This is a genomic window from Streptomyces swartbergensis, assembly GCF_002148965.1.
Taxonomy (GTDB): domain Bacteria; phylum Actinomycetota; class Actinomycetes; order Streptomycetales; family Streptomycetaceae; genus Streptomyces; species Streptomyces swartbergensis.
In genome coordinates this window covers 1-1,302 of sequence record NZ_NGFN01000712.1, presented here as the reverse complement: position 1 = coordinate 1,302, position 1,302 = coordinate 1, and the positions used below count along the sequence as shown (strand labels likewise).

General features: G+C 75.1%; 1 protein-coding gene and 1 pseudogene. Both read left to right on the top strand.

Features of this window, described 5'->3' with window-relative positions; translation table 11 throughout:
- Nucleotides 1-340 (top strand): annotated as a pseudogene (locus tag CA983_RS43810) (nickel transporter); the annotation flags it as partial.
- A gap of 79 nt (nucleotides 341-419) precedes the next feature.
- The coding region (locus CA983_RS43805) for a serine/threonine-protein kinase (protein WP_143645850.1) at nucleotides 420-1,302 on the top strand (883 nt) is incomplete at its 3' end.

Sequence of the window (1,302 nt, the reverse complement as noted above, 5' to 3'; positions counted from 1 at the left end):
CCTCCGCGGCACGATCCTCATGGGGTTCGCGGGCGGGCTCGTGCCCAGCCCGTCCGCCGTGGTGGTGCTCGTCGGCGCCGCGGCCCTCGGGCAGGCCTGGTTCGGTCTGCTGCTCGTCGTCGCGTACGGCGTCGGGCTCGCGCTCACCCTCACGGCCGCCGGGTACGCCGTCGTCAAGGCGGGCAGCGGCATGACCCGGCTCCTGGACCGGCGCCCCCGCTGGACGGCGGGCCCGATGGCGGCCCTGGTGCGCCGGACCGCCCCGCTCGGTTCGGCCTTCGCCGTGGTGGCGCTCGGGGCCGGACTGGTGTTCAAGGGGGCGGCATCCGCGCTGGGCTGAGTTACGTTCGTGAGGAAATCCGACGTCATGGGGAAAACAGACCTCGTGGAGATTCCGCCCGGCTGCGAATGGGGGCGCCGTGTCCGAAGAACCGGGCCATGAGCGTGTGATCGCGGGCCGCTACCGGCTCCTGGCACCGCTCGGCGAGGGCGGTATGGGGACGGTGTGGCGCGCCCGCGACGAGGTGCTGCACCGCGAGGTCGCCGTCAAGGAGGTGCGCGCCCCGGCCGGGCTGGGGGGCGACGACGTGCGGCGGATGTACGCCCGGCTGGAGCGGGAGGCGTGGGCGGCGGCCCGGGTCGCCAACCGGAACGTGGTGACGGTGTACGACGTGGCGACGGACGGCGGCCGGCCGTGGATCGTCATGGAGCTGGTGCGCGGGCTCTCCCTGGCGGAGGTCCTGGACGCCGAGGGCCCGATGCCGCCGCAGCGTGCCGCGCACATCGGCGCCGAGGTGCTGGCCGCGCTGCGGGCCGCGCACGAGGCCGGGGTGCTGCACCGGGACGTGAAACCGGCCAATGTGCTGATCTCGAACGACGGCCGGATCGTGCTCACCGACTTCGGGATCGCCATGGTCGAGGGCAGCTCCGCGCTGACGATGACCGGGGAGGTGATCGGCTCGCCCGAGTTCCTCGCCCCGGAGCGGGCGCTCGGCCGCACACCGGGCCCGGAGTCCGACCTGTGGTCGCTCGGGGTGCTGCTGTACGCGGCGGTCGAGGGCCACTCCCCGTTCCGCCAGGACACCCCGCTGAGCACGCTGCGCGCGATCGTCGACGAGGAGCTGCCGCCGCCACGCCGGGCCGGTCCGCTGGCCCCGGTCATCGAGGGGCTGCTGCGCAAGGATCCCGCGCAGCGGCTGTCGGCCGGGCAGGCCGAGCAGGACCTGCGGGTCATCGCCGCGGGCGGGTCGCCAAGCGCGGACACCGTACGCGCCGTGCCGTACCCGCCGACGGTGGCGGCCC